At 70.1% G+C, this 21,253-nt stretch carries 22 protein-coding genes; 19 read left to right on the forward strand and 3 right to left on the reverse strand.

Features of this window, described 5'->3' with window-relative positions; genetic code table 11:
- Positions 1-33: 33 nt before the first annotated feature.
- Positions 34-960, reverse strand: a complete 927-nt coding sequence (locus KPL78_RS28940; protein WP_219766770.1) for a polysaccharide deacetylase family protein — start codon at positions 958-960, stop codon at positions 34-36.
- A 96-nt stretch (positions 961-1,056) separates the two neighbouring features.
- On the opposite strand from KPL78_RS28940, the gene KPL78_RS28945 reads away from it, so the two are divergent.
- The 3 genes from KPL78_RS28945 to olsC all read left to right on the forward strand — a co-directional run bounded on the left by KPL78_RS28945 (position 1,057) and on the right by olsC (position 3,582).
- Positions 1,057-1,323 (forward strand): phosphopantetheine-binding protein, encoded by a 267-nt coding sequence (locus KPL78_RS28945; RefSeq protein WP_219766771.1) that lies wholly within the window; start codon positions 1,057-1,059, stop codon positions 1,321-1,323.
- Positions 1,323-2,627, forward strand: a complete 1,305-nt coding sequence (locus KPL78_RS28950) for an AMP-binding protein (protein WP_219766772.1) — start codon at positions 1,323-1,325, stop codon at positions 2,625-2,627. Before KPL78_RS28945 ends, KPL78_RS28950 begins: the two co-directional genes overlap by 1 nt.
- A 133-nt stretch (positions 2,628-2,760) precedes the next feature.
- The gene (olsC, locus tag KPL78_RS28955) at positions 2,761-3,582 is read left to right on the forward strand and encodes an ornithine lipid ester-linked acyl 2-hydroxylase OlsC (RefSeq protein WP_219766773.1); all 822 of its coding nucleotides are present in this window, start codon (positions 2,761-2,763) and stop codon (positions 3,580-3,582) included.
- Positions 3,583-3,865: 283 nt separating this feature from the next.
- Here olsC and KPL78_RS28960 read toward each other — a convergent pair whose 3' ends face one another.
- Positions 3,866-4,630 carry a class II aldolase/adducin family protein gene (locus KPL78_RS28960; protein ID WP_219766774.1) on the reverse strand — a complete coding sequence of 255 codons (765 nt, stop codon included), beginning with the start codon at positions 4,628-4,630 and terminating at the stop codon, positions 3,866-3,868.
- Between the two features lie 126 nt (positions 4,631-4,756).
- Here KPL78_RS28960 and KPL78_RS28965 point away from each other — a divergent pair, with 126 nt between their 5' ends.
- The 15 genes from KPL78_RS28965 (at position 4,757) to KPL78_RS29035 (ending at position 20,517) form a co-directional block, all read left to right on the forward strand.
- The gene (locus KPL78_RS28965) at positions 4,757-6,910 is read left to right on the forward strand and encodes a N,N-dimethylformamidase beta subunit family domain-containing protein (RefSeq protein WP_219766775.1); all 2,154 of its coding nucleotides are present in this window, start codon (positions 4,757-4,759) and stop codon (positions 6,908-6,910) included.
- Between the two features lie 78 nt (positions 6,911-6,988).
- Positions 6,989-8,560 (forward strand): ABC transporter substrate-binding protein, encoded by a 1,572-nt coding sequence (locus KPL78_RS28970; protein WP_219766776.1) that lies wholly within the window; start codon positions 6,989-6,991, stop codon positions 8,558-8,560.
- Positions 8,561-8,564: 4 nt separating this feature from the next.
- Positions 8,565-9,509 (forward strand): ABC transporter permease, encoded by a 945-nt coding sequence (locus tag KPL78_RS30965; protein WP_219766777.1) that lies wholly within the window; start codon positions 8,565-8,567, stop codon positions 9,507-9,509.
- Positions 9,502-10,380, forward strand: coding sequence for an ABC transporter permease (locus KPL78_RS28980; protein ID WP_219766778.1), 879 nt, complete (start codon positions 9,502-9,504; stop codon positions 10,378-10,380). Before KPL78_RS30965 ends, KPL78_RS28980 begins: the two co-directional genes overlap by 8 nt.
- Positions 10,377-11,348 carry an ABC transporter ATP-binding protein gene (locus KPL78_RS28985; protein ID WP_369412897.1) on the forward strand — a complete coding sequence of 324 codons (972 nt, stop codon included), beginning with the start codon at positions 10,377-10,379 and terminating at the stop codon, positions 11,346-11,348. Before KPL78_RS28980 ends, KPL78_RS28985 begins: the two co-directional genes overlap by 4 nt.
- A complete protein-coding gene (locus tag KPL78_RS28990; protein ID WP_219766779.1) occupies positions 11,345-12,325 on the forward strand; it encodes an ABC transporter ATP-binding protein in 981 nt (326 codons plus the stop codon). Before KPL78_RS28985 ends, KPL78_RS28990 begins: the two co-directional genes overlap by 4 nt.
- 8 nt (positions 12,326-12,333) lie before the next feature.
- A complete protein-coding gene (locus KPL78_RS28995; RefSeq protein ID WP_219766780.1) occupies positions 12,334-13,350 on the forward strand; it encodes a succinylglutamate desuccinylase/aspartoacylase family protein in 1,017 nt (338 codons plus the stop codon).
- A 40-nt stretch (positions 13,351-13,390) separates the two neighbouring features.
- On the forward strand, positions 13,391-13,693 hold the full coding sequence (locus KPL78_RS29000) for a 3-hydroxyacyl-ACP dehydratase FabZ family protein (RefSeq protein ID WP_219766781.1): 303 nt from the start codon (positions 13,391-13,393) through the stop codon (positions 13,691-13,693).
- The gene (locus KPL78_RS29005) at positions 13,690-14,595 is read left to right on the forward strand and encodes a lysophospholipid acyltransferase family protein (protein ID WP_219766782.1); all 906 of its coding nucleotides are present in this window, start codon (positions 13,690-13,692) and stop codon (positions 14,593-14,595) included. The genes KPL78_RS29000 and KPL78_RS29005 overlap by 4 nt, the downstream gene beginning before the upstream one ends.
- A complete protein-coding gene (locus KPL78_RS29010; RefSeq protein ID WP_219766783.1) occupies positions 14,592-15,146 on the forward strand; it encodes a LolA family protein in 555 nt (184 codons plus the stop codon). Before KPL78_RS29005 ends, KPL78_RS29010 begins: the two co-directional genes overlap by 4 nt.
- Before the next feature lie 305 nt (positions 15,147-15,451).
- Positions 15,452-17,749: an MMPL family transporter gene (locus KPL78_RS29015; RefSeq protein ID WP_219766784.1), complete on the forward strand. Its 2,298-nt coding sequence runs from the start codon at positions 15,452-15,454 to the stop codon at positions 17,747-17,749.
- The gene (locus KPL78_RS29020) at positions 17,746-18,933 is read left to right on the forward strand and encodes a beta-ketoacyl-ACP synthase (RefSeq protein WP_219766785.1); all 1,188 of its coding nucleotides are present in this window, start codon (positions 17,746-17,748) and stop codon (positions 18,931-18,933) included. The genes KPL78_RS29015 and KPL78_RS29020 overlap by 4 nt, the downstream gene beginning before the upstream one ends.
- A complete protein-coding gene (locus KPL78_RS29025; protein WP_219766786.1) occupies positions 18,930-19,721 on the forward strand; it encodes a beta-ketoacyl synthase chain length factor in 792 nt (263 codons plus the stop codon). The genes KPL78_RS29020 and KPL78_RS29025 overlap by 4 nt, the downstream gene beginning before the upstream one ends.
- On the forward strand, positions 19,718-20,146 hold the full coding sequence (locus KPL78_RS29030; RefSeq protein WP_219766787.1) for a hotdog family protein: 429 nt from the start codon (positions 19,718-19,720) through the stop codon (positions 20,144-20,146). The genes KPL78_RS29025 and KPL78_RS29030 overlap by 4 nt, the downstream gene beginning before the upstream one ends.
- The gene (locus KPL78_RS29035; protein ID WP_219766788.1) at positions 20,143-20,517 is read left to right on the forward strand and encodes a DsrE family protein; all 375 of its coding nucleotides are present in this window, start codon (positions 20,143-20,145) and stop codon (positions 20,515-20,517) included. Before KPL78_RS29030 ends, KPL78_RS29035 begins: the two co-directional genes overlap by 4 nt.
- Before the next feature lie 8 nt (positions 20,518-20,525).
- On the opposite strand, the gene KPL78_RS29040 is transcribed toward KPL78_RS29035, so the two are convergent.
- On the reverse strand, positions 20,526-20,858 hold the full coding sequence (locus KPL78_RS29040) for a hypothetical protein (protein ID WP_219766789.1): 333 nt from the start codon (positions 20,856-20,858) through the stop codon (positions 20,526-20,528).
- A 178-nt stretch (positions 20,859-21,036) separates the two neighbouring features.
- On the opposite strand from KPL78_RS29040, the gene KPL78_RS29045 reads away from it, so the two are divergent.
- On the forward strand, positions 21,037-21,253 hold a 217-nt coding region (locus tag KPL78_RS29045), incomplete at its 3' end, for a hypothetical protein (protein ID WP_219766790.1).

Genomic DNA, 21,253 nt, shown 5'->3' on the forward strand with positions numbered 1-21,253 from the left:
TTTGCCCCTCTCTGGTCCGCCAGCACCGTCTGTCTACGCTGCCTTGGCGGGCGCCTCCCCGCCACCGCCCCAGGTCGGGACCATGCTGAACTCCACCAGCCTTGCGGCGAAGGGCAGGGAACGCCGGCCTTCGAGAAGGCCTTCCAGGCGAGGCAAGGTGGTGCGCCGGTTCAGCCACAGCATTAGGCTGCCGAAGGGCCCCGCATCCGGCCGATGCACCAGCGACTCGTCCGTGTCGAGGTCGTAAGGGTGACAATAGGACCACAGGCCGCCCTGCCCGCCCGCCGCCCAGTTGCGCGCGAGCCCGCTGAGCCGCCAGGGAGGCAGCCAGCGCAGATACATCCCGCCGAGAAAGGGCACGGCCACCGGCCCAATCCGCCCCACCGGCACCGGCAGTTCCAGCAGGCCAGACGGCCAGCGGAAGGGTCCGCGCGGGGCGCCGGGCCAGCCGGCCAGCGGGTTGCGCGCCGGCAGCAGGGAGGAAGAGTAGGCGAAGCCGAGTTCCGCCAGCACCTCCGGCACCCAGCCGGCCGCGGGCGTCAGCGAGAAATAGGGGGCGCGGAAGCCGACGGGTGCGAAGCCGGTCAGTGCCGCAAGCCGGTCCCGCGCGGTCGCCATGGCCATGCGGAACGCCGCGGGCGCTTCTTCGGCCAGATGACGGTGCGCATGGCCGTGGGAGGCGATCTCATGCCCCCTTCGCGCGATCTCCCGCACCAGGCCAGGTTCGCTCCGGGTAACAGAATCCAGAATAAAGAAGGTGCCGCGCGACCCGCGCGCCTCCAGCAGATCGAGCAGCCGCGCCGTCGGGCCGGTCGGCCCGCTGCCGCCCGGATGCGTCTCCACGTCCACGGTGAAGGTGAAGATGGCCGGCAGGGCGGCAAAGCGGCGGGCAGCGCGCGCCGACGCCCTTGTTCGGCCGCTTTCGCATTGATAAGTGAAGGTTCCGGAACGGGTTGGCATGGCGGCTGAGGTTGCCGGCGGACCTATCCTCTTCAGGGCCAAAAGGCCAGAGGGGCGTTCCGGGGAGGCATTGCGACGCGCGGCGGGAGCCCGAGCTTGACGACCACCCTCTCCTTCGAAGCCGAGGTTGCACGCCTGATCGTGGAGGCGCTGCATCTCGAAACCCCGCCGGAGGCGATTGATCCGGAAGCGCCGCTGTTCGGCGAGGGGTTGGGCCTCGATTCGATCGACGCGCTTGAGATCGCGCTCGCCGTGTCGCGCCGCTATGGCTTCCAGCTTCGTTCCGACGATGAGCGGAACCATCGCATCTTCGCCTCGCTGCGGGCGCTGGCGGCGCATATCGAGGCGCATCGGAGCGCCTGATGCCGGGATTGCCGCTGACCTCCCGCGGGCTGGAGGAGGTGGTTTTCCACCGCGGTGCCGCCCCGGTGACGGTGGCGCGGTTTCTGGCCGAGGTCGCGGCGCTGGCCGCGCGCCTGCCGGACGAGGGGCCGGTGCTGAATTTCTGCGCCGATCGCTACCTGGCGCTGCTGGGCTTCGCGGCGGCGCTGTCGCGCGGGCATGTCACGCTGCTGTCCGCCGACCGCACGCCGCTGCGTCTGGCCGAGATCGCCCAGGGGCATGGCGCGCGCTACGCGCTGTCCGATGTCGCGGCTGTCCTGCCCCTGCCGGTGCTGCGGCCGGATGCCATGCCGGGTGAGGCTGCGCCCAATCCGCTGATCCCGGCCGATGCCATCGCGGTCATCGCCTTCACCTCCGGCAGCACGGGTGAGCCGCAGCCCCATGCGAAGCCCTGGGGCGCGCTGGTCGCCGGTGCGCGCGGCGCGGCGGAGACCTTCGGCGTGACGGGCGGGACCAGCGTCCTCGGCACGGTGCCGGCGCAGCACATGTACGGCTTCGAGACGACGGTGATGCTGCCGTTGCAGGGTGCAGGCGCCGGGCATGCCGGGGATGTGTTCTATCCCCAGGACATTGCGGCAGCATTGGCCGCGCTGCCGGCGCCGCGGCTGCTGGTGACAACGCCGCTGCAATTGCGCGCGCTGCTGCGCAGTGAGGTCGCGATGCCGGCGCTGGCGGGCATCGTCTCCGCCACCGCGCCCCTGTCGGATGCGCTGGCCACCGAGGCCGAGGCCGCCTGGGGTGCGCCAGTGCGCGAGATCTACGGTGCGACCGAGGCCGGGTCTATCGCGTCCCGCCGCACGCTGGAGGGGCCGGGCTGGACGCCCTATCCGGGCATGACGTTCGCCATCGGCGAGGACAGCGCCAGCGTGACCGTGCCCGGACTGCCGGCGCCGGTGCCGCTGTCGGACCGGCTGGTCCGGGACGGCGAAGGCCGCTTCCGGCTGGAGGGGCGGCTCGCGGACATGGTGAAGGTGGCGGGCAAGCGAGCGTCGCTCGCCGGGCTGACACGCATCCTGACCGGCATCGATGGGGTGGAGGACGGCGCCTTCGTCGCGCCTGACGACCTCGATGCCAATCCGCAGGCGCGGCTGGCGGCCGCTGTCGTCGCGCCGGGGCTCAGCGCGGAAGCGATCGTCGCGGCGCTGCGCGAGCAGGTGGAACCCGCCTTCCTGCCGCGCCCCGTCGTCATGCTGCCGGCCCTGCCGCGGGATGCTGTGGGTAAGGTGTCGCGGAACGCGATCGCGGCGCTGGCCTGGCGGCGATAGTAGGTAGCGGTCCTGCGGCATTATCGGCAGTGTGGGTCGGCGCATTCCATATTTGCGAATGCGACTGATTTGCATAATAGCATGGCGACTCCACGGCCCTGAGAGGGAACCCGACGGCGTGAACGAAGACCTGATGACCGCAACCCGACCCGCCGCCGCGCCCCCGCAACAGACCTTCGGCACGGCGGGCGTCGCGCCGATGGAACGCCCGAGCCTCGTCACCCGCTTCTTCATGAGCGTCGTGGCCTGGGCGGAACGGCTGAACCTGCGCTGTTCCAAGGTCGGCAACCCTCCCGTCTACGACAACGCCACCTTCCCCTGGGCGCGCGAGATCGAGAACGACTGGCACCTGATCCGGGCCGAGCTCGACCCGCTGCTGCAGCGCCAGCAGGATCTGCCGAGCTTCCATGAGCTGTCTTCCGACGTGAAGACGATCAGCACCGACAGCGCCTGGAAGACGTTCTTCCTCACCGGCTATGGCGTCTCCTCGGAACGCAACATCGCCCAATGCCCGGATACCTGGCGCGTCGTGCAGCGCATCCCGGGGCTGAAGACGGCGATGTTCTCGATCTTCGAACCCGGCAAGCACCTGCCGGCGCATCGCGGTCCCTACAACGGCGTGCTGCGACTGCATCTGGGGCTGATCGTGCCGGAGGCGGCGCCGGGCCAGCTCGCCATCCGCGTGGACCGGCAGGTCTGCCATTGGGAGGAAGGCAAGGCGCTGATCTTCGACGATGCCTATGAGCACGAGGCATGGAACCACACGGACAGGACGCGCGTGGTGCTCTTCGTCGATTTCGTGAAGCCGCTGCGCTTCCCGGCCCGGCTGGTGAACTGGTTGCTGCTGAACCTCGCTGTCTTCACGCCCTTCATCCGGGAGGGCATGGACAACCAGAAGGCCTGGGAGAAGCGCTTCTACGAACAGGCCGAGGCGCTGCGGAACAGACGCGCCTGATACGTCCTGGCCTGTGGAACCGAGAGGGGCTTTGCCCCTCTCGCGCTCTCCCCACCAAAGGCCACAGGGCCTTTGGAAACCAATACCTGGTGCTGGGCGCCCCTGGCGGAATGAGTGCCGAAGCTCGCCTTCGCACATGGAACGCGCTGCGCAGGACGTGACCTGCCTGTACTGGCAATCGCCAAGTGACGGTTTCCAAGCGCCTCGGGCCTCTGGCGGGGTGGCCTGGAGGGGCAGCGCCCCTCCAATTCCGCGCGCGCCGGCCAGCGACCGTCGGCACAAGTCAGGTCTTGTAGTCAGGCTCCTCCCGATCCAGCACGCGGCGCCAGGCGTCGAGATGCAAGCGGGCATCGAGCTTCTCGCCCCAGGGTCCCGCATGGTGGCGGCGCGCCGAATCCGGCAGCGTGTGCAGCTTCATCCCGGTCTGCATCGCGGTCATCTGGTACATGGTCGTGCGCTCGGCCATGTAGGTCTCGTCGAAGGCGTCGTGGACGGTGGGGCCGACGACGGTCACGCCATGGCCGCGCATTACCATGATCGTCTTGTCGCCCATCAACCGCGCGATGCGGTCACCTTCCTCATTGGAATGCACCGGGGCGTCGCCCGACGGGTCGTAGACCACGCGGTCGTTCAGCAGCAGCGAGTTGTGATGCGACAGGGAGAACTCCGCATCCTCGATCATCGACAGCGCGGTCAGCCAGCGCGGATGGACGTGGATGACGCAGGTCGCGGCGGGGTTGGCCAGGTGGATGCGGCAATGGATGTGGAAGGCGACCTTGCGCAGTTCGCCCGTCCCGCGCACCACCTTGCCATCCAGGTCGCAGACGATGAGGTCCGAGGCGCGGAGTTCCTGGAACAGGAAGCCGCGCGGATTGATGAGGAAAAGCGGTTCCTCGCTATCCGGCAGCATCAGCGAGTTGTGGTTGCCGATATGCTCGTTCCAGCCGAGCCGCGCGCCGATGCGGAACACGGCCGCCATGTCGCAGCGGAGCGCCCATTCGCGTTCCTCCGCACGGCTGTCGGTGAGGTTGCGGATCACGGTCGACATGGGGGCCTCCACGCACGCGGAAGGGTGAAGGCTGGCATGATCGCGCCGGGCCCGCCAGACGCGGATTGACGCATCGCAGCAGGGGTCGGAGGCTTCCGGGCGGTCCGGCCTGTCGAGGAGCCCTGCATGCCATCGCCCGCGGAACTGCCCATCACCGGCTATCTCGACCGCTTCTCGCATCGGCCGGGCGAGCGCTTCACGGCGCATGTCAGCGTGCGCGAGGGCGGCGCGGCCCGGGCGCGGCTGGTGCGGGTGATCTCGGGTGATCCGAACCCGGAAGGCCCGGGGCTGCGCTTCGAGGATCTATCGCATCGCTTCGATGTGACCTTCGCCGGACGGCGGCAGGCGATCCGCATCGGGTCGCATGCGGTGGTGCCGCGCGGGCCGGTGCGGGACGTCGGCCCAATGACCTGGACGGCGCTGGTCTGGCTGGGCGCGCACCCTGTCAAAGAGGCCGTCGTGATCGCGGAAGGCGATGTGGTGCTTGCCCTGACGCCGGATGGCGTTGCAGGCGCGATCGGCGGCGCCGTGGTCGCGACGCCGCGCCCGCCGGCGCTGCGCTGCTGGCATCGCCTGTGGCTCAGCGCCGATCCCGGCACGGGGCGGGTCGCGGTGGGGATGGTGCCGCTCGACGGCGGGGCGGAGACAGTCGCGACCGCCGTGGTGCCGCACCTGCACCTGCCAGCGGGCGGTGCGCGCATCGTGATTGCCGCGGATGCGAAGGGCGGCCGCCACCTCACCGCCAAGGTCGAAGACCCGGCGCTGTTGGGGGGCTACCGCGACAGCTACCCGCATCCGGCGGCGACGCTCGCCGCGTTGGACCCGATCGCCGGCTGGGATTTCTCGCGCGACATCCCGACGCAGCGCATCCTCGATGTCGGGGAGCAGCATTGCGACGGGTATCTGGTGAACCTCCCCACGCGCGCCATGGTCGGCGCGCGCTGGTCGGGGCGCGAGATGTGCTGGCGCCATGCGCCAGAGGATTACGGCGCCATCCATTTCCATGCCGACGACCTCGGCGATTGCGGCTGGCAGTCCGACCTTGCCTTCACCGTACCCGACGACCTGCCCTCCGGCGCCTATGCGCTGCACCTGACCTGCGCGGAGGGCGAGGACTGGCTGCCGCTCTACGTCCTGCCCCCGAAGGGCGAGGCGCGGGCGCCGGTCGCCTTTCTCGCCTCGACCTTCACCTACCAGGCCTATGCCAACCATGCGCGGGGCAATGCCGATGCGGCCTACAAGGCGCGCGTCGCGGCCTGGGGCGCCTATCCGCACAATCCGGACGACTTCGCGATTTATGCGGGGTCTACCTACAACCTGCATCCGGATGGCAGCGGGGTGTCGTTCTCGTCGCGTCTGCGGCCGATCCTGACCATGCGGCCGGGCTTCCTGACCTTCAACGACGCGCGCGGGTCGGGGCTGCGGCACTATCCGGCGGACACGCATATCCTCGCCTGGCTGGAGGCGAAGGGCATCGCCTTCGACGTCATCACCGACGAGGACCTGCACGAGGAAGGGCTCGACCTGCTGAAGCCCTATCGCGTGGTGATGACGGGCTCGCACCCTGAATACCACACCATCCGCACGCTGGACGCCCTCAGCGACTATACGCGCGGGACGGGGCGGCTGATGTATCTGGGCGGCAATGGCTTCTACTGGCGCATCGCGGTGACGCAGACCCTGCCCGGCATGCTGGAGCTGCGTCGCGCCGAGGGCGGCATCCGCGCCTGGGCCGCCGAGCCTGGCGAATATTATCACCAGACGGATGGCGCCTATGGCGGGCTGTGGCGGCGCAACAGGCGGCCGCCGCAGATGCTCGCGGGCGTCGGCTTCTCGGGCCAGGGGCTGTTCGAGGGCACGCATTACCGCCTGCTGCCGGCAGCGCGCGATCCCCGGCACGCCTGGATCTTCGACGGCGTCGACGGCGAGACCTTCGGCGATTACGGCCTGTCCGGCGGCGGCGCCGCGGGCTTCGAGCTGGACCGCGCCGATCCCGCGCTCGGCACGCCGGAAGGCACGGCGATCCTGGCGCGGTCCGAGGACCCGCCGGCCTCCTTCGTCACCGTGCCGGAGGAGTTGTTGTCCCACGTCAAGACCGTCACCGGCGAAACGCCCGATGCCCTGAAGCGCGCCGAGATCGTGTATTTCGACACGCCGGGCGGCGGCGCCGTCTTTGCCACCGGATCGATCACCTGGTGCGGCAGTCTTTGGCAGGATGGCGCATTCCAGGGCCCGGTCAGCCGCATCATGGAGAATGTGCTGCGCCGCTTCGCCGACTGACCGGTTGACAGGCTGCCTGACGCATCGGACGCTCGCCGGAAACTAGGGTGGCCACGCAATTTCCGGGGGATGGTGCTCATGAAGCGCTCTCGTCTTGCGTTCTCGATCCTGGCGGCGGGCCTCGGCCTGCCCGCCGCGGCGCTGGCGGCGCCGTTCACCTGTCCGTCGCGCGGGGGCGACATCGTCTTCGGCCAGGAAGCCAACGTGAATTCGCTGGACCAGATGACGTCCAGCACGATCTCCACCCGCAACATCGCGATGAACATCTACGAATCGCTGATGACGCGGGACGAGAACAACCGTCCGATCCTCGAGCTCGCCGAGAGCATGGAGGAGTCCGGCGACGGGCTGACCTACACCTTCAAGCTGCGCCGCGGCATCACCTTCCACAACGGCAAGCCGATGACCTCGGCTGATGTCGTGGCGTCCTTCAACCGCTACAACCGCATCGGGTTGCAGCGCAGCACGCTCGACAACGTGGCGGGCTGGGACGCGCCGGACCCCTACACCTTCATCATCCGCATGAAGCATGTGCAGCCGACCTTCATCGAGGCGCTGTCCAGCTTCTCCGTGCCCATCGTCATCATCCCCTCGGAGCACGAGAATGACGAGCGGCAGCAGCTCCGCACCGTCGGCACCGGGCCCTTCCGCCTTCTGGAATTCGTCCCCGGCAGCCATGCGAAGCTCGGCCGCTTCGACGGCTACCAGCCCAACACCGCCTTCGAGCAGCGCACCGGCTTCGGCGGCTATCGCGTCGCCTGCGTCGACACCGTCACCTTCCGCATCGTGACGGAGGCCTCGGCCCGCGTGGCGGGGCTCGAGACCGGCGAGCTCCAGGCGGTGGAGGACGTGCCGACCCGTTCGCTCGACAGCCTGCGCCGCAACAATGCGATAACCATCCTGCCGCTGCAGAACTGGTGGATCCAGATCGCGCTGCCGAACACCGCGAACCCGCCGACGAACAACCTCGCCTTCCGCCGTGCCGTGCAGGCGGCGATGGGCATGGAAGACATCATGGACGCGGCGACGGACGGCAATTTTCGCCTGAATGTCGGCTTCCAGTTCCCGAACCAGCCCTCCTACACGGATGCCGGCAAGGAGACCTACAACATCAACGATCAGGCCCGCGCCCGGGCCCTGCTGAGGGAATCCGGCTATCGCGGCGAACCGATCACCATCCTGACCAACCGCGACTACCCGCCGATGTACAACGCGGCGCTGGTCATGCAGCAGCAGCTTCGCGCGGTCGGCATCAACGCCAATCTGCGCGTGGTGGACTGGCCGACCTCGGTGCAGATGTCTCAGCGCGTGAACAGCGATGAATGGCATTTCTTCCATTCCGGCTGGGGCACGCAGCCGGCGCTCGGCGCGCTGGCGACCATGCAGTTCCTGGTCTCGCCCGGGGCGAACTACCGTCCGCGCGACGACAAGGACGATCCGGATGTGCTCGCCGCCTGGAACGACATGAACAATCTGCGCGACCCGGCCGCGCGGCAGGACGCCTTCGCGCGGATGCAGCGGCTGGTGCTGGAACGCGCCTATGCCTATCCCTTCGGATCGCTGACCAAGGTGCAGGCGGTGCGGGCGAACGTGAAGAACTTCGTGCCCTTCCGCATCCCGCGCTTCTCCAACGTGTGGGTGCAGCGGTAATCCCGTGATCGGCGTCGCGGCCGGGCGCGTCCTCAGCGCGATCCCGGTCCTCTTCATCGTCAGCCTCATCACCTTCGGGCTGATGCGGCTGATCCCCGGCGACCCGGCAGCGGCCATCGCCGGCGTCGCCGCGACGCCGGCGCAGATCGAGCAGCTCCGCCGCGACCTCGGCCTCGACCAGCCGCTCTGGCTGCAATTGGTCGACTACTACCGGGGGCTGGCGCAGGGCGATCTCGGGCGGTCGCTGCTGCTCGGCAAGGGCGTCTTCGCCGCGACGATGGAACGCCTGCCGGTGACCATCGGCCTGTCGCTCTACGCCCTGGTCTTCACCCTGCTGATCGGCATCGCGAGCGGCATCATCGCCGCGCTGCGGCAGAATTCATGGATCGACCAGGCGGCGATGATGTTCGCCATGATCGGCATCAGCGTGCCGAACTTCTTCCTCGGCCTGCTGATGATCATCCTCTTCGCGGTGCATCTCGGCTGGCTGCCTTCCGGCGGGTATGTCGCCTTCTCGGCCGATCCGCTGGGCTGGCTGCGCAGCCTGGCCATGCCGGCCTTCTCGCTCGCGCTGCTCCAGGCGGGGCTGCTCGCGCGCATCACGCGGTCGTCGATGCTGGAAGTTCTGCGCCAGGACTACATCCGTACGGCGCGCGCCAAGGGGCTGCCGCAGCGCAAGGTGGTGCTGAAGCATGCGCTCTCCAATGCGCTGATCCCGATCGTGACCGTGGTCGGCATCATCGTTTCGCTGCTGCTCTCGGGTGCCGTGGTGACGGAGGCGTTGTTCTCCATCCCCGGCATGGGGCAGTTGCTGACCCAGGCGGTGCTGAACCGCGACTATCCGATGGTGCAGGGGGGCCTGCTGCTGGTGACCACCTTCCTGGTGCTGGTGAACATCAGCGTCGATGTTCTCTACGCGGTGCTCGACCCACGGGTGCGCTATGAGTGACAATGCCGAGGGCATCGCCCTCAAGCGCGAGCATCCGCTCCGGGTCACGCTACGCCGGCTGTTCCGCCACAAGCTGTTCGTGACCGGCCTACTGCTGTTCGGGATCGTGGCGGGGATCGGCATCGCGGCGCCCTGGATCACCGACATCGACCCGCAGCGCCTTTCCATGCGCAACAAGTTCCTCTCGCCCAGCGAGACCTGGATCTTCGGCACCGACAATTTCGGTCGCTCGCTCTGGTCGCGCACCGTCTGGGGCGCGCAGCTGTCGATGATCATCGGCGCGTCCGTCGTCGCGCTGAACGCCGTGTTCGGCACGCTGATCGGCGCGGCGGCGGGGTATTTCCGCAAGCTCGACAACGCGCTGATGCGGGTGAACGATGCGCTGATGGCGTTCCCGGCCATCCTGCTCGCCATCGCGGTCACCGCCGTGCTGGGGCCCTCCACGCTGAACGTCATCCTCGCGCTGTCGATCGTCTACATCCCGCGCACCGCACGCATCGTGCGGTCCTCGGTGATTGTGCTGCGGGAGATGGAATACGTTCAGGCCGCCGTCGCCGCCGGAGCAGGACATTGGCGCATCCTGCGCCACCACATCCTGCCCAACGCCATGGCGCCGATGATCGTGCAGCTCTCCTTCCTCTTCGCCTATGCGGTGCTGTCGGAAGCGACGCTCTCCTTCCTTGGCGTCGGCGCCGTGCCGCCCACGCCGACCTGGGGCAACATCATGGCCGAGGGCCGCGACTTCCTGCGCGAGGCGCCCTGGATCATCACCATCCCCGGCGTGATGCTGATGATCACGGTGATGGGGCTCAACCTTCTCGGCGACGGGCTGCGCGACGTGCTCGACCCAAGGCTCAGGATCCAGCAGTGAATCTCCTTGAAGTTCGCGGACTCACCACCGCCTTCATGACAGGGCGTGGCGAGGTGAATGCCATCGAGGACGTCAGCTTCTCCCTGAAGGAAGGGGAGATCCTCGGCATCGTCGGCGAATCCGGATCGGGCAAGTCGGTCACGGCGCTGACCATCATGGATCTGCTGCCGAAGCCGCCCGCGCGCGTCGCCGCCGGGGAGGTTTTCTTCAATGGCCAGAACCTGACCCGGATGTCCGACCGCGAGATGCAACGCATCCGTGGCCCGGGCATCTCGATGATCTTCCAGGAGCCGATGACGTCGCTGAACCCGGTCTTCTCCATCGGCGACCAGATCATGGAGACGATCGCGGCGCATGAACGCCTGTCGCAATCCGATCTGCGCAAGCGGGCCATCGACATGCTGGACAAGGTGGGGATTCCCTCCGCGTCGCGGCGCCTCGACGACTATCCGCACCAGATGTCCGGCGGGCAGCGCCAACGGGTGATGATCGCCATGGCGCTCGCCTGCAATCCGAAACTGCTGATCGCGGACGAGCCCACCACCGCGCTCGACGTGACGATCCAAGCGCAGATCCTCGACCTGCTGATGGATTTGCGCGACGAGTTCGGCATGGGCGTCATCATCATCACCCACAACATGGGCGTGATCGCCGAGACTGCCGATCGCGTGATGGTGATGTACGCCGGCCGGGTCATCGAGGAAGCACCGGTCGCGACCATCTTCGACCACCCGCTGCACCCCTATACGCGCGGGCTGCTGGAATGCGTGCCCTCGCTCACCGAGGACAAGCCGCGCCTGGTCGCCATTCCCGGCACACTGCCGGAACCCGCGCGCCGCCCGCCCGGCTGCCGCTTCAGCCCACGCTGCGCCCATGCGCTGCCATCCTGCTCGGCGTCCATCCCGGCGCTGGAGACGCTGGAACCCACGCACACAGCCGCCTGCTTCCGCGCGAGGGAACTGGCATGACGGCGCTCATCGAAGCGACAGCGCTGTCCAAGCATTTCGAGATCGGCGGCGGCGGCTTCTTCGGCCTGCGCAAGCCGACGACGCTGAAGGCGGTCGACGAGGTCTCCCTGTCCATCGCCGCGGGCGAAACTCTCGGCCTGGTGGGCGAATCGGGCTGCGGCAAATCCACGCTCGGCCGACTTCTGCTGCGGCTGATCGAACCGACCTCAGGTGCCATCACCTTCGACGGCAACGAGATCACCCGCATCGGCCGGATGGAGATGCGCGGTTTCCGCCGCTCCATGCAGATCATCTTCCAGGACCCCTATGGCGCGCTGAACCCGCGCATGTCGGTCGAGGACATCATCGCCGAGCCGCTGCTGATCCACGGCGCCCGCCCCGGCGCCGAGACGCGCGCCAAGGTCACGGCGATGCTGGAGAAGGTCGGGCTGCCGGCACGCGCGCTCGATCGCTTCCCCCATGAATTCTCGGGCGGCCAGCGCCAGCGCATCGGCATCGCCCGCGCGCTGGTGCTGCATCCGCGCCTGATCGTCTGCGACGAGGCGGTCTCGGCGCTCGACGTCTCCGTCCAGGCGCAGATCGTCAACCTGCTGCAGGACCTGCAGCGGGAGATGGGGCTGACCTACCTCTTCATCGCCCACGATCTGTCCGTCGTGCGCCACATCTCCGACCGCGTCGCGGTGATGTATCTCGGCAAGGTGGTCGAGGTCGCGGAGAAGAAGACGATCTACGCCGCGCCGCTGCATCCCTACACCCAGGCGCTGATCGCCGCGGTGCCGGCGCAGCATCCGGCGCAGCGGTCGCGCGGCAAGCGACAGCGCATCGTGGGCGACATCCCCTCCGCGCTGAACCCGCCATCCGGCTGCCGATTCCACACGCGCTGCCCGCACGTCATGCCGGTCTGCCGCGAACGCGCGCCCGTGCTGAAGGACGCCGCTTCCGGCCACCAGGTCGCCTGCCACCTGACCGATAGCTGAGGAACGCCATGGCCAAGTCCCGCCTCGTCCCCGAGGTCGATTTCACCAAGGACGGGAAGCAGACCGGCTTCATCCGCCTGTTCCATTCCACCCATGACAGCGCCTATGGCTTCATCCCTATCCCGATCGTCGTGGTGAAGAACGGTGACGGCCCGACCGCCTTCTTCTCCTCCGGCAACCATGGCGACGAATACGAAGGCCAGATCGCCGTCACCAACCTGATCAAGTGGCTGCAGCCGGAGATGATCCGCGGCCGCGTCATCCTGCTGCCCATGGCGAATTTCCCCGCGGCACTCGCCGGCCGCCGCGTCTCGCCGATCGACGACGTCAACATGAACCGCATCTTCCCCGGCGATGCCGATGGCACCGTCACGCGCCAGATCGCGCATTTCATCGACAGCGAGCTGATCCCGCTGGCCGACCTCGTCATCGACCTGCATTCGGGCGGGTCGTCGCTGAACTACATCCCGACCGCGCTCGCCAAGCAGTCCGACGACCCGGCGCTGTACCAGAAGCAGCTCGACGCGCTGCGGGCCTTCGGCGCGCCCTTCACCTACATCCAGGGCGGCAGGCAGCAGGGACAGGGGGCGGACCAGACGCTCGGGGCGGGCGCGGAACGGCGCGGCGCCATCGCACTCGGCACCGAACTCGGGGGCGCGGGGGCGGTGAATGCCTCTGGCTTGGCCATCGCCGAGCGCGGCCTGCGCAACCTGCTGGTCCATCTCGGCATCCTCGGCCGCGAGCATTGGGTCGAACCGCCCGTGCCCACGCGCTTCCTCGATGTGCGCGGACCGGAGATGTACATCTACGCCCCCGAGAACGGCGTCTTCGAACCCCTGGTTGAATTGGGCGATACCGTCACGCCCGGCACGCCCGCCGCGCGCATCCATTTCCCCGAAACGCCCTGGCTGCCGCCGGTCGAGATCGCCTTCAAGGCCGCCGGCATCGTCATGTGCAAGCGCATCCCGGCGCGGACGAAGCGCGGCGACTGCCTGTTCCATCTCGCTGCCGATCTGTCAGCCTGAACACTTGCCGCGCCGCCCCCCGGCGTGCTCAAGCGGCCGGGTGAGTGAGCGTCTGGACACGGCCGTCACCATCGGCCCCGACCACCCCGCCCTGCCTGGGCACTTTCCAGGCCGGCCGATCGTGCCTGGGGTGCTGCTGCTCGACCAGGTGATCGCCGCGGCGCGGGATGCCTTCGCCCTGCCCGCCCCCACTTCCCTGCCGCGCGCGAAATTCGCTGCCCCGGTCCTGCCGGGGGAACGGGTCGATGTCGCGCTGACCCGCCTCGACGCCACCCGGATCGGCTTCGCCTGCACGGTCGCCGGCCGCCCCGTCGCCAGTGGCGAGTTGCGATTCGGCCCATGACCGACAGCGCCGCCTGGACGCGCGTGCCCGAACGCGGCGGCGGCGGCGCGATGCGCCTGATGGCGCGCATCGCGCTCGGCACGGGTTGGCATGTCGGGCACGTGCTGCTGCATCCGATCACGCTGTTCTTCCTGACGACGTCGCCCGCCGCGCAGAAGCGCGCGGTACGCCGCTACCTGACGCGCGCCCTGGGGCGGAAGGCTGCCTGGTCCGACCTCTGGCGGCTCTATTTCTGCTTCGCCTCGACCATGCTCGACCGCGTCTTCCTGCTCTCCGGCCGCACCGCGGGCTATGACCTGACGATCGAGGGCCTCGACCTGCTGCGCGATGCCGCCGCCTCCGGCCGCGGCGTGGTGATGCTCGGCGCGCATATGGGCTCCTTCGAGGCGCTGCGCGCCGTCACCGCCGCCGATGCCCCCGTCGAGGTCCGCATGCTGATGCACAGCGCCCCCGGCGGCGCGGCGGATGCGCTGTTCGACAGCCTCGACCCCGCCCGCGCCGGGGCGGTCATCCATCTCGGCCGGCCCGAGGCGATGCTCACGGCGCAGGAGGTGATCGACCGCGGCGGGGTGGTCGGCCTGCTCGCCGATCGCGCGCCACGGACCGAGCGCATGATCCCGGTCCCGTTCCTTGGCGCCGAGGCCCCCTTCCCCGGCGGCCCCATGACCCTTGCCGCCATCCTCAAGGCACCGGTCGTGCTCGGCTTCGGCCTGTGGCTCGGCCCACGCCGCTACCTGCTGCGCTTCGAACCCCTCGCGGAGGCCATCGACCTGCCGCGCGCAACGCGGGCCGAGGCGCTGCGTTCCTGGCTCGGACTCTATGCGGCGCGGCTCGGCGAGGTCTGCCGCGCGCACCCCTACAACTGGTTCAACTTCTACGATTTCTGGCAGGAGACCCCGTGACGCGCCGCGTCCTTCTCGCCGCCCTGTTCCTGCCTGCCGTCGCCCAGGCCCAGGACGTCATGGCCCAGGTCATGGCCGCGCTCGCCATCGTGCGCGACAGCCAGGCGACCTTCGTCGAGGAAAAGGAACTTCCCGAACTCGACCGCCCCCTGACCTCGCGCGGCCTCCTGGTCTGGCACGCGCCGGATCGGCTGGAAAAGCGCACCGTCGAACCCTTCGAGGAACGCCTGCTCGTCGAAGGCGACCGTCTGCTGCTGGAAACGCGGGAACAGCACCAGGAACTCTCCCTCGACACCGCACCCGAGATCCGTCCACTCGTCGAGGCCATCCGCGCGACGCTCGCCGGCGATGCGGTGACGCTGCGCCGCTACTACGGGATCAGCTTCTCCGGCGACCTCGCGCATTGGCGCATGGTGCTGACGCCGCTGTCCTCGCGAGTGCTCGCCGCCGTGCAGCGCATCACCATCGAAGGGGAAGGCGGGGCGGTGCTGGTGGTGGAACGGCAAGGGCGGGACGGGAACAGCCGCATGGCCGTGACGCCGGGGCGATGATGGGGGCAGGCGACCAGAGAGGGGCTTTGCCCCTCTCCGGACCTCTCCCCACCAAAGGCCACAGGGCCTTTGGAAGCCGTCACTTGGCGCGGGGCAGGAAGGGCTGCCTGTCCGGCGATGGGTTCGTGCGGCCCGGCGGCGGCGAAGTCGGCACGGCACAGGGCGACGAGGCCAGCCCCACCATGGCAGCGCCCCCACAGCGCCCGACACCAGGTATCGGTTTCCAAAGGCCCTGTGGCCTTTGGTGTGGTGGCTTGGAGGGGCAAAGCCCCTCCAACGGTCCTGTCTGACGCCACCTGAGCCCCATGCGCCGCTTCCTCCCGCTCCTCCTCGCCCTGGCTGTGCTCGCCGCTGCCTTTCCGCTGGTGCTGCGTCACGTCACGATCACCACCGACATCACCGATTTCCTGCCGGACTCTCGCTCCCCCGAGGCCACCCTCCTTCTCCGCGAACTCCGCGAGGGCGCGGCGACACGCCTGTTGATCGCCGGCATCGAGGGCGCGCCGGCACCGGAGCTTGCGCGCCTCTCCCGCGCTGTGGCGACGGCGTTGCAGGCGACGGCCGAATTCGGTCTCATCGCCAATGGCGTGCCGCGGATCGACGATGACGAGGCCGCGCTGCTCTTCGCGCACCGCTACGGCCTCTCGCCCGCGACGACACCGGATGCCTTCACCGAAGCGGCCCTTCGGCAGGATTTCGAACGCCTGCTCGCGGGCCTGCGCTCCTCGGCCGAGCCATTGCTGCGCCGCTTCGGTTTCGCCGACCCGACCGGCACCTTCCTCGCCCTGCTGCGCGGCTGGTCGTCGGACGCACGGATCGCGACGGAGAACGGCGTGTGGATGGCACCCGGCCCACGCGCGCTGCTCCTGGCGCAGACACGGGCGGCGGGGCTCGACGCCCTGGCGCAGGCGCGGGCCGCCGAGGCCTTCCGCACCGCCTTCGCCGCGGCGCATCCGCCTCCCGGCGCCAGGCTGCTCCTCTCCGGCCCCGGCGTCTTCGCCGCGGAAGCCGCGCTCGCCGTCCGGGCGGATGTGAAGCTCATCTCGACGCTGTCCTTCCTGCTCGTGGCGGCGTTCCTGTTCTGGCGCTACCGATCGCCGATGATGCTCGCCGTGGTGGCGCTGCCGCTGGCGGCGGGGACGCTGGCAGGGCTGGTCGTCGTCGATCTCGTCTTCGGGCATGTGCACGGGGCCGCGCTCGGCTTTGGCATGACCATGCTCGGCGTCTGCGACGATTATCCGATCCTGCTGATCACCGATCGCGCACCGGGGGAGCCGTTGCGCCGCACCGCCCGCCGCATCTGGCCCACCCTGCGGCTGGCGGTGGCCGCGGCGATCGCAGGGATGGTGCCGATGCTGGCCTCAGGCTTCCCGGGCCTAGCGCAGCTTGGCCTTTTCGCGGCGACCGGGCTTGCCGGGGCCGCGCTCGCCACCCGATACCTGCTGCCGGCGCTGCTGCCCGCGGAGGGCCTGCCCGTCCGCCCCTTGCCGGAGCGCGCCGCGCATTGGCTGCTGCGCCTGCCGATGCGTCGCACGCCGGTGCTGTTGGGGCTGGTCGCCGTCGCCGTGGCGCTAGCCGTGTCGGGCGGCCCGCGCATGACCCGCGACATCGCGGATCTCAGCCCAGTGCCTGAATCGGTCCGCGCGCTGGATGAGGAATTGCGTCGCCAGATCGGCGCCCCGGACGTGCGCGTGCTGCTGTCCCTGACCGCGCCGACCGCCGATGCCGCCCTGCGCGCCGCCGAAACCGCCTCGACGGCGCTGCTGGCCTCGGGAACGGTGACGGCGCTGGACCAGCCGGCGCGCTACCTGCCGAGTGCGGCGACCCAGCGCGCGCGGCTGGCGGCGCTGCCGGATGACGATGCCCTCGCGGCACGGGTCGAGGCGGCCCGCGCCGACCTGCCCTTCCGCGCCACCGCCTTCCGTCCCTTCCTGGATGGCGTCGCCGAGGCGCGCCACCTCGATCCCCTGACGCCGGCCGATCTCTCTCGCACGCCGACGCTCGCCGCCCGCCTCTCCCCCCTGCTGCGGCAGGAGGCCGATGGCTGGCGCGCCCTGATGCTGCCGGAGGGCGTCCGTGACCTCGCCGCGCTGCGCCAGGCCGCGGCGCAGATCCCGGGCCTGCTGGTAGTCGACATCAAGGCGGAGACGGAGGCCTTGCTCGACCAGGGTGTGGGTACCGCGCTGCGCTGGGGAGCGGTGGGCGGCCTGCTGGTTCTTGCATTGCTCGGCGCCGGGCGGGGCCTGGCCGGCGGCTTCCGCGTCGCCTTGCCGCTGATCGGGGCGCTGCTGCTGACCTTCGCGGCGCTCGATGCGCTGGGCGAGGCGATCACCGTCTTCCACCTGACCGCGGCGCTCTTGCTGGCCGGCGTGAGCATGGACTATGCCCTTTTTGTCTCCCGGAGCGGCCGGGAGGATGCCGAGGACTCGGCCCGCGCGCTTGGCGCGGTCATTTCCTGCATGGTCACGACTCTGCTCACTTTCGGATTGCTCGCCCTGTGCCGCACGCCGGTGCTGCATGCCACCGGCCTGACCGTCTGCATCGGCGTCGCCAGCGCCTTTCTGCTTGCCTGCGTGCTGGCGCCACGGCGTGAGGCGGCATGACCCGCTTCCGCATCACCGCCGTCACGGCGGCCAGTGCCATGGGCGTGGGGCTGGCCGCGACGCGGGACGCCTTGCGCCTGCGCCGCGGTGGCCTGACCCCATGCGACCTGCCGGGCATGCCCGCCGACATCTGGATCGGCCGCGTGCCGGAGGCCGAGGCGATCGAACCGCCGGCGGACCTCGCAGCCTTCGCCTGCCGCAATACCCGCCTGGCCGAACTCGCCCTGCGGCAAGACGGATTCTCCGAGGCCGTGGACGCGGCGCGGGCACGGCACGGCGCCGGGCGCATCGCCGTGGTCCTGGGCACCTCCACCTCCGGCATCGAGGCGACGGAGCGCGCCTGGGCCCAGCGCGGGCCGGATGGCGCGCTGCCGGCCTATGATTTCGCCCGCACCCACGACCTGCACGCCCTGCCCCGCTATCTGCGCGCGCGGCTTGGGCTTGCGGGGCCCTGCGTGTCCATCTCGACCGCCTGCACCTCCGGGGCGCGGTCCTTCCTCGATGCGGCGACGCTGATCGCCGCCGGGCTTGCCGATGCCGCGGTGGTGGGCGGCGCGGATACGCTGTGCGGCCTGACGCTGCATGGCTTCGCCTCGCTGGAACTGCTCGCGCGCGGCGGACCGACGCGGCCCTGTGCCGAGGACCGCGACGGCATCTCGATCGGCGAGGCCGCGGCCTTCTCCCTGATCGAACGCGCCGGACCGGAAGATTCCGGGGCAATCGGTCTGCTTGGCGCCGGAGCCTCGGCCGATGGGCATCACATGTCGAGCCCGCATCCCGAGGGGCTCGGCGCGCTGGCGGCGATCGAGGCGGCGCTCGCCAGCGCCGGGGTCGGACCCGGCGCCATCGATTACGTGAACATGCATGGGACGGGCACGCGGGCGAACGACGCCATGGAGGACCGCGCCATCGCGCGCGTCTTCGGTGCAGCGGTGCCCTGTTCCTCGACCAAGGGCTGGACCGGGCACACGCTCGGCGCCTCCGGCGCGCTGGAGGCGGTGATCAGCGCGATCTGCGTGGAGGACGGGCTGATCCCCGGCTGCCTCGGTGTGGAACGGGTCGATGCCTCCTTCACCTCGGGCGTCGTCGTGGCCAACGGCGCGGCGCGGGTGGATCGGGTGCTGTCCAACTCCTTCGGCTTCGGCGGCAGCAACTGCGCCCTGGTGATCGGGAGGCTGCCGTGACCGTGCGCGCGGGGATCGCGGGGGTCGGGCTGCTCGGCCCCGGGCTGGCGGGCTGGACGGCCTCGCTGCCGGCGCTGGCGGGCACGGTGCCCTATGAACCCGCTCCGCTCGTGCCGCCCGTGCCGGCGCTGCTGCCGGCGACCGAGCGCCGCCGCACCGGCCCGTCGGTGCGCCTCGCCATCGCCGTCGCCGCCGAGGCGGTGCAGGAGAGCGGTCTGGCGCCGGAATCCCTCGATTCCGTCTTCGCCAGCTCGAATGGGGAGGCGCAGGTGATCGTCTCCATCCTCGATGCGCTGCATGCGCCGGATGGGGCGATCTCGCCGACCCAGTTCCACAATTCGGTGCACAATGCGGCGGCCGGGTATTGGGGCATCGCCGCGGGGTCGGGGCGGCCTTCGGTCAGCCTGGGCGGGCATGATTTCGTCTTCGCGACCGGGCTGATGCAGGCGGTCGCGCAGGTGGCGGTGCAGAAGGCGCCGGTGCTCCTCGTCGTGCATGACGTGCCGCTGCCGCCGCCGCTGACCGCGCTGCGGCCGGGCGAGGAGTCTTTCGCCATGGCCCTGGTGCTCGTCCCCGGGGATGGCGCGCTCGGTGGGCTGTCGGTCGCCTATCGTGCCGAAGCGACGATGGCGGAACCCCCTCTTCCGGCCGGGCTGGACGCGCTGCGGGCCGGCAATCCGGCGGCGCGGGCCTTGCCGCTGCTCGGCGTGCTGGCCGGCCGCCAGGCGGCCACGTTGCGCTTCGCCCTGCCGGAAACGGCGGCGCTCGACGTCGCCATCTCACCGTGACCGGCCTGCCGGCAAGCCGGGAGGCCATCGCCCGGCTGGTGCCGCATCAGGGCGCCATGTGCCTGCTCGACCGCGTGGAGGCCTCCGATGCCGAGGGCATCGCCTGTGTCGCGACCTCCCACCGCGACGCCACGAATCCGCTGCGGCGGGACGGGATGCTGCCGGCGATCTGCGGGCTGGAATACGCGCTCCAGGCCATGGCCCTGCATGGGGCGCTGACCGATGGAGGCGCGCAGGGCGTCGGCTTCCTGGCCGGGCTGACGGGGGTGACGCTGGCGGCCGAACGGCTCGACACCGTCGAAGGGCCACTTCACATCACGGCGACGGCCCTCGCCCGGGAAAGCCGCGGCTTCATCTACGGCTTCGCGGTGAATGGCGAAGGGCGCGCCCTGCTGTCGGGGCGCGGGACGGTGGTGCTGGCATGACGCGATCCTTGGGCATCCTGCTTGAATCGGGTGGGCATGCGCGCGGGCACTACGCGCTCGTCGTTGCGGCCGGGGCCGCGGCGCTGGGGCGCGAGGTGACGCTGTTCGCCACCAACCAGGGCTGCCTGCTGCTGGCGGAACCCTGCCCGCTGCTGGACGACCCGCGCGAGGCGCAGGTCACGGCGGCCGGCGTTGCCGGGGTCGGCACCCTGCTCGAAGCCTGCGCCGAGCTCGGCGTGCGGCGCATCGTCTGCGAAGCCGGGCTGAAGGCCGAGGGGCTGACGGGCCTCACCCTCGCCGCCGGAGTCGAGGTGGCGGGGATCGCCACCTTCCTCGACGCCGTCGGGGACGGGCAGATCGTCACCCTCTGACGGCGGCGTCAGCCGCAGGTGGCGAGCATGCCGGTGCCGAAATGCTCCAGTTCGATGCCCTGGAGCGAGGCACCGATGACTCGGCATTCCCGCACGATGGTGGTGCTCCCGCGGTGCAGGGCGAGCCGCAGGCAATCCCCCACCCGCAGCCCGGTCACGCCGCCGATGATGGCACCGGTCGCGGTCAGGACGCGCAGCACCGCCTCCTGCCGGCGCCAGCCGGTCAGCACGGTGCAGCTCTCATTGAAATCGAAGCCTAGAAGCGCGGACGGCGCGATTCCATCCAGTGTCCGGCTGGATGGCGCGGGGCTCAGCGCCCGGATGGACGGCATCGTGGTCATGCGGGGCCTCCTGCCACCTCGAATCCGGCGCCGGGCGCCGGGCCGCCAGAGTCAGGCAAGAGGAATGAAGGAAAGCTTTCCGCTCTCGCGCTTTCCTGGCCCCGCGTGGCGGTCGGGTTGGCACCCGCCCCCGGTGCGGCGCTTGACCCGGTCACGGTCGGAGGGGGACAGAGAGGGGATGACGACCGTGTTCCGCCCCGGATTCGTTGCGTTCCTGATCCTCGGCGCCGCACCGGCGGCCGCGCAGTCCTCTCTTGGCGGCTCCGGTAGCCTGCCGCCCCCCCTGCCGCCGAGCCGGAGCGCGCCGCCGGCCGCCAGCACCCCGCCGGCCGCCAGCACCCCGCCAGCCTCGACCGCGGCGCCGGCCCAACCCAGCCGGCCTGCCGCTCAGGCCC

Source organism: Roseomonas alba, from assembly GCF_019430885.1.
GTDB classification, from domain to species: Bacteria; Pseudomonadota; Alphaproteobacteria; order Acetobacterales; family Acetobacteraceae; genus Neoroseomonas; species Neoroseomonas alba.